5 protein-coding genes and 1 pseudogene are annotated in these 6,085 nt (G+C 55.6%); all 6 read left to right on the plus strand.

All coding sequences use genetic code 11. The features are described 5' to 3' along the window. Positions 1-211: 211 nt before the first annotated feature. Positions 212-342, plus strand: a pseudogene (locus tag HJC00_RS32145) (transposase); the annotation flags it as partial. A gap of 738 nt (positions 343-1,080) precedes the next feature. Beyond that, positions 1,081-2,325, plus strand: coding sequence for a serine hydrolase (locus HJC00_RS32150; RefSeq protein WP_207603933.1), 1,245 nt, complete (start codon positions 1,081-1,083; stop codon positions 2,323-2,325). 99 nt (positions 2,326-2,424) lie between these two features. Continuing rightward, a complete protein-coding gene (locus HJC00_RS32155) occupies positions 2,425-4,011 on the plus strand; it encodes an ABC transporter substrate-binding protein (protein WP_246569476.1) in 1,587 nt (528 codons plus the stop codon). Next, complete coding sequence (locus HJC00_RS32160) at positions 4,011-4,952, plus strand: ABC transporter permease (protein WP_207603934.1); 942 nt, start codon at positions 4,011-4,013, stop codon at positions 4,950-4,952. Before HJC00_RS32155 ends, HJC00_RS32160 begins: the two co-directional genes overlap by 1 nt. 1 nt (position 4,953) lies before the next feature. Further along, a complete protein-coding gene (locus HJC00_RS32165; RefSeq protein ID WP_207603935.1) occupies positions 4,954-5,835 on the plus strand; it encodes an ABC transporter permease in 882 nt (293 codons plus the stop codon). A 1-nt stretch (position 5,836) separates the two neighbouring features. After that, positions 5,837-6,085 (plus strand): ATP-binding cassette domain-containing protein (locus HJC00_RS32170; protein WP_221165205.1); only part of this gene is annotated, 249 nt, incomplete at its 3' end.

A 6,085-nucleotide genomic window follows, 5' to 3' on the forward strand; every position in this document is an offset into this window, starting at 1 on the left:
CCATCAGGGCCAGCGACCATGGTCTCGGTCGCAGACAAAGGCCGAATACATGAACGCACCCGAGTGATGACTAAACTTGCAGAAAGCCTCTTGCGCCCGCGGGGCCGTCTATACATGAAACTCTCGATGTAGCTGTTGTCGGTCGGCTTGCCAGGCCGGGAGAAGTCGAGCACCACGCCCTTATGGTAGGCCCACAAGTCGAGGTCGCGCGGAGTTCTGCGGCATGGATCTTGCGACAATCCAGTCAGGAATGTTTCGAGGCCAGACCAATATGGAAATGCACGGCTGAGGCGGACCTTATGGATGGCAGCTCAAGTCGCGATATTGCAGCGCGCCAACAGCTCCTGCCCTTATTGGCTAGGGATTCCAGTTCGCTCATTGGCAGGGCGATCTTCTCTTCTTTCACCGGAGAATGCGTCCCGCGCCACGTCGCTGATAGAGCGCGAGAGCAGCGATACCGTGACGATCAAGAAAGAGCCACCACTCGCATTCGATCATAGCCAAGATCATCGAAACGTTCTCACCTTTCCTTCTTAATGCAATTGGCTTCACCTTTGACCGCAGCACGGAGCTGCCGGAGCTCGCGAGATATGCGGCACGGTCACCGAGCGTGCCGATGCTGGGGAAGCTAGCCGGGCGGAGATAAAATGCCAACACCGCCCGTGGCGCGAACATTAGCCAAATTAATATTCCACATTGAAAGTACCTATTTGGGCAATGCAATTTTATGTTCTATTGCTCACAAAACAATATTGGGGACCATCGTGCTCTTATACAGCGAAATGATCAGGCGACGGCTTGCCCCGTTTGCTACACATCCGGCGTCGGGTTGCAAGTCAACTGCCGATGAGGTGTCTTTTTCGGTGTTGGCATTACTGACCGGATGGCCGACCGGCTTGGCCTCGCGAAAGCCGAAGCCCTCACCGACGACGGAATAGCTGCAATTCGGAGCTTCCGGAGAGGAATGGCGTCGCGAGTTCGCTGCCTTGACTGTCCTTTACCGTGAGAAGACGTCGCGGCCGTTGGGAGTGTCATCTAATGCGGACTTCGCTGTTCGATGGACAAAATGGGGAGGGAAAAATGGCCATCAATAAGGAATGGTTTCCTGCTTCTACGGGCGCAGAGCTTAGCGGTGCTTCGGGGCTGATTGGCGCAAAATCGGAGCAGCCAACGCCCGTTCAGTCGGAGTTTGGCGCCGTGGAGGCATGCTGTGCCATTGACGATCGCCGTGAGAAGGCGACGATGCTGCAGGCAAAGGCGCAAATTCTAGTCTCCCATCTCGTTCGTGCCGATGGGGCGCCTGGAGCTACAGCGTATATCATAGCGCCGAAACTGGATCTGGAGATCGGGGTGGTGGCGGGCGTGACCGAAAGGTCGGGAAGCGAGCCATTGACAACTGCGCACCCCGTTCGAATCTCAAGTGTCACCAAACCCTTCGTTGCCGCCGCTATATTGAGGCTATGGGAAATGGGCCAAATCGAGTTGGCCGGATCAATTGATTCCTATCTGCCCATCGAGCATACCTCGATTCTTACGAACGCCGGATACGACGCGAAGGCAATTACTGTACGCCACCTCCTCTCGCATACTGCGGGCCTCCGCGATGTGTTCCACACAGATGCTTTCGCACAGATGTTGCCAGGACTGATGTCTGGGCAAGTGAGACACTGCTTTACCCTCGAAGAGCAACTGCAAATGGCAATGGAGGGGGGCCGTCGCTTCCCACCGGGAGAGGCGTTTGAGTACAGCGACACAGGGTACCTCCTGCTAGGCGCGATCCTTGGGAAGGTAACAGGAAAATCGATGGCCGCGGCAACGCGGCAACTCGTCCGGTTTGATCGTCTAGGCCTCGAGAGTACATGGTGGGAAGTGCTCGAACTGGAGCGCGAGGGGGTCCTCACACGGGCTCACCAATATGAATACGCGTGCGGCTGGGACAGCTACGACGAAGACCCCCCTCATGATCTTTTTGGCGGCGGTGGGATGATTTCAACGCCGAGAGACCTAGCCACGTTTTTCCATGCGCTATTTCATGGAAAGGTTTTTGAACGGCCAGAAACGATCCACGTGATGATATCCGTCGCCAAAACGACGACCTTCAGAAATCACGAGGACGACCTTTATGGGCATGGGCCGCAGATCCATAACGTCGGAGACTTAACCGTCTATGCCCACGGCGGCTGGTGGGGGCTCGATGTCGGATACGTGCCCGAATTAGACATGACGCTTAGCGTCGTGGGACTGAGACGAGATATCCGCCCACGGTACTCCGCAGTCTTCGATGAACTAATTTTGGAAGCCGCGCGCCTTCATACCAAACGGTAGGTCCAGACAGGAGTTCGCCGCCATTCGTCCGGCCATGTGGGCCTATGGTCGCAGCAGAAACATGGCAAACCTATCATATTAAAAACAAGGGGAACTGACATGACAATTACGCGACGGACATTGATGCAATCAGTCTTGGCTGCCGGGGCAGTACTGGCTGCTCCCTCGATTTTGCGAGCGCAAGATAAGCAAGCAATTCGTATGATCATGGGTGATATCCAGATCTTCGATCCCGTTTTCACCACCTCGCAAAACACTTTCAACCACGCGATGGCGGTCTACGACACGCTGTTTGCGCTGGACGCTGATCTTGTGCCGCAGCCACAAATGGTGGGCAACTGGAGCGCATCGGATGACAAGAAGGCCTATACGTTTGAACTTCGTGATGGCTTAAGCTGGCATGATCGTACGCCGGTAACGGCAGCTGACTGTGTGGCTTCGATTCGTCGCTGGGGTCAGGTGGAGCCATCTGGGCAACTGTTGCTAAAACATGCCGCAAATATTGTGGCGACCAACGACAGGACATTTGTCATCACGCTTAATGAAGCGGTGGGATCGCTGACCGACATCTTGGCGAAGCCGCTCTTCATGATGCGCGAGCAGGATGCGAAGCTACCGGCAACCGAGCAGGTCACGACAAACATCGGTTCTGGCCCGTACAAGTTCAACGCAGAGCTTACCAGGCCTGGCTCGCGCGTTGTATATGATCGCAACGAGCAATATGTCCCAAGGAACGAGCCATCCAGCGGGTTTGCCGGTGCCAAAATTGCGAAAGCCGAGCAGGTCATTTGGGAAAACATTTCGGATCCTCAGACTGCGCTTGCAGCACTGCAGGCAGGTGAGGTGGATTTCTGGGCGGAGCCCGTGGCCGATCTTTTTTCTGTGATTGAAAGCAGCGATAACCTTGTCCTTGACACGCTCGGTGGAAATGGGTCGGACTGGGTGGTGCGCATGAACTTTCTCCAGCCGCCGTTTAACAACGTTAAGATGCGCCAGGCATTGCTGTATCTGATCGACCAGAAAGCCTTCCTGAGCTTGATGGCTCCCGACGAGAAGTTTGGTCGCCCTGTCGCCTCGACGTTTGGAACCGGATCGCCGTACTCGAATGACGTGAATATCGAGTGGTTTAAGGAGGGCGGCGATCTCGAGAAGGCAAAACAACTGATCGCCGAGTCCGGATATGCCGGCGAAAAGGTTGTTATACTTGATCCGACGGATTGGCGTGACGGCGATGTCGCCTCGCAGCTATTTGCCAGCGTGCTACAGAAGGCGGGAATCAACGCCGAGCTTGCTCCGATGACCTGGAGTGAATTGGCTGTGCGTAGAGGCAACAAGGGGCCAGTGGAAGACGGCGGCTGGAACTTCTTCATCACCACTTTCTCCGACTACGAGATGCGCGACCCGATGGCAACGTCACTCTTTGTAATGAACAGCGAAGAGGCCTGGTACGGTTGGCCGCAGAATGATGAATTCGAAGTTCTGCGTGGCAAATGGCCCCGTACGGAGACAAAGACGGAGCGTCAGGCGTTGGCCCGCGAGATGCAGCGTATCTGGTGGGACTACGTCCCAATAGTTTTCCTTTGTCAGACAAAAGCACCATCGGCACGCAATAAGCATCTAGTGGACATAATCAGCACTCCGGCCCCGGAGCGAGCAATCTGGAATATGCGGAAAGTGGAAGGCTGATGGCCAGCTATATCTATCGCAGGTTGTTTTCGGCCATCGCCGTTATGGCGATGGTCGGGATTTTCATCTTTCTCCTGGTCAGGTTAGCTCCGGGCGATCCAGCTGTGGTGATGGCCGGACGAAACGCGACTGAACAAATCGTCAACGGCATCCGCGAGCATCTGGGATTGAACCAGCCTCTGCCGGTACAGTTCATCCACTGGCTCTCCGCAATGCTGCACGGGGACTTCGGCACCTCCATTTTCTCTGGCCGTCCGGTATTTGAACTTCTTGCACAGCGGCTGGCACCAACCGTTTCGCTGTCGGTACTGACCTTGGCTCTTTCGGTCTCAGTTGGGGTGTTTTTTGGTATCCTCGCTGCGTGGCGTGACGGCGGTTTTGTCGATCGCCTTTTAACAGTGTTCTCGGCGTTTGGATATTCTGTTCCCGTGTTCGTAATCGGTTACTTTCTCGTATATGTACTGGCTATAAGCGTCGCATGGCTGCCCGTACAAGGCTACGCACCCATGGACGAGGGGGTGGGGGATTGGTTCGCGCACTTAATCCTACCGACGGTAGCGTTGAGCCTGCCCTTTATCGCGTTCGTCGCCCGTGTCACTCGTGCCAGCATGCTTGAGGTCCTATCTGAAGACTACATGCGCACGGCAGCCGCCAAGGGTGCTTCTTCCTGTGCAATGCTGTTTCATCATGCGCTCAGAAACGCGGGTGTTCCCATCCTGACTGTGATTGGCATCAGCTTCGCCTACCTTATCGGCGGAGTCGTGCTCACTGAAACGGTATTCAATATCCCCGGCGTCGGGCGCCTGGTGGTGGATGCGATCAACAACCGTGACTACCCGATCATCCAGAGTGTGTTGATCCTCACTTCGGGCCTGTATGTCCTCATCAATCTTGCAGTCGATCTAACCTACACGCTGATCGACCCCCGCATCAGGTACTGATATGAGAACCTCCTCTGCTAATATAGTTTCCGTGTCCACCGCTAGAGTAGGACAATCGAGCCTCTCCCGGCTCGCAGGGCGGCATCCACTAGTCCTGATCGGCGGTGGCCTTCTTATGGTCCTAATTATCCTCGCGCTAGCAGCACCGTTTTACGCTGCCGATCCCCGGAGCATGGATCCTTTTGTTCGCCTCAAGCCTCCCTCTGCCGAGCACTGGTTTGGGACTGACAATCTTGGTCGCGACGTGTTCGCACGTACTATCTACGGGGCGCGTATCTCGCTGATGGTGGGCCTAATATCGGCTCTATTGGCAGCCTGTGTTGGCTTGCTGCTCGGCGTCCTCGCAGGCTACGTTCGCGTATTGGACAACGTGATCATGCGCGTGATGGATGCTCTAATGTCGATCCCGACCATTCTGCTGGCTATCGCCCTTATCTCCTTGATAGGGCCCAATATCAGCATACTCATCGTCGCCGTCACGCTTCCCCAGACGCCAAGCGTCGCTCGGCTTGTGCGCTCGGTGGTACTGAGCGTGCGCGAACGTCCTTACGTTGAGGCTGCAGTCTGCGGCGGAGCACGGCTGCCGAAACTTCTGTGGCGACACATTCTTCCGAGCACTATCCCCCCGCTCATGGTTCAGAGTGCCATAGTTTGCGCAGATGCGATCATGACCGAAGCCGGTCTTAGCTTTCTAGGCGTTGGAGTACCGCCGGAGATCCCGAGCTGGGGCAACATGATCTCCAGCTCGCGTGTTTATTTGGCTTCCGCGCCGCTGACGATTTTCGCTCCCGGGGTTTTTCTCGCCGTCACCGTTTTAGCGGTCAATCTCCTGGGCGATGGTCTTCGAGATCTGTTCGATCCTCGTGCAAAGAGGAGGCGCTAAAATGCTAATGCAAGTCTCCAGCGATGAAAGACAAACTGAGTTTTCTAAGGAGGATAGGACCATCAACAACGAGGTGCTTCTGGATGTGCGGGGCCTCGAAACGCATTTTTTCGGCGAAGAAAGCGTCACGCACGCTCTCGGCGGCGTTAGCTTTAAAGTAAAGAAGGGCGAAACGCTCGGCGTAGTCGGCGAGTCCGGTTGTGGCAAGAGCGTGACGGCGCTTTCGATTATGCGGCTACTGCCGAAGCTC

This window comes from Rhizobium sp. NLR22b (genome assembly GCF_019685295.1).
Taxonomy (GTDB): Bacteria; Pseudomonadota; Alphaproteobacteria; order Rhizobiales; family Rhizobiaceae; genus Rhizobium.

What these genes read in the sequence shown, in the direction of transcription:
- HJC00_RS32150 (WP_207603933.1), top strand. Translation starts at nt 1,081, where the DNA reads ATGGCCATCAATAAGGAATGGTTTCCTGCTTCTACGGGCGCAGAGCTT.
- HJC00_RS32155 (WP_246569476.1), top strand. Translation starts at nt 2,425, where the DNA reads ATGACAATTACGCGACGGACATTGATGCAATCAGTCTTGGCTGCCGGG.
- HJC00_RS32160 (WP_207603934.1), top strand. Translation starts at nt 4,011, where the DNA reads ATGGCCAGCTATATCTATCGCAGGTTGTTTTCGGCCATCGCCGTTATG.
- HJC00_RS32165 (WP_207603935.1), top strand. Translation starts at nt 4,954, where the DNA reads ATGAGAACCTCCTCTGCTAATATAGTTTCCGTGTCCACCGCTAGAGTA.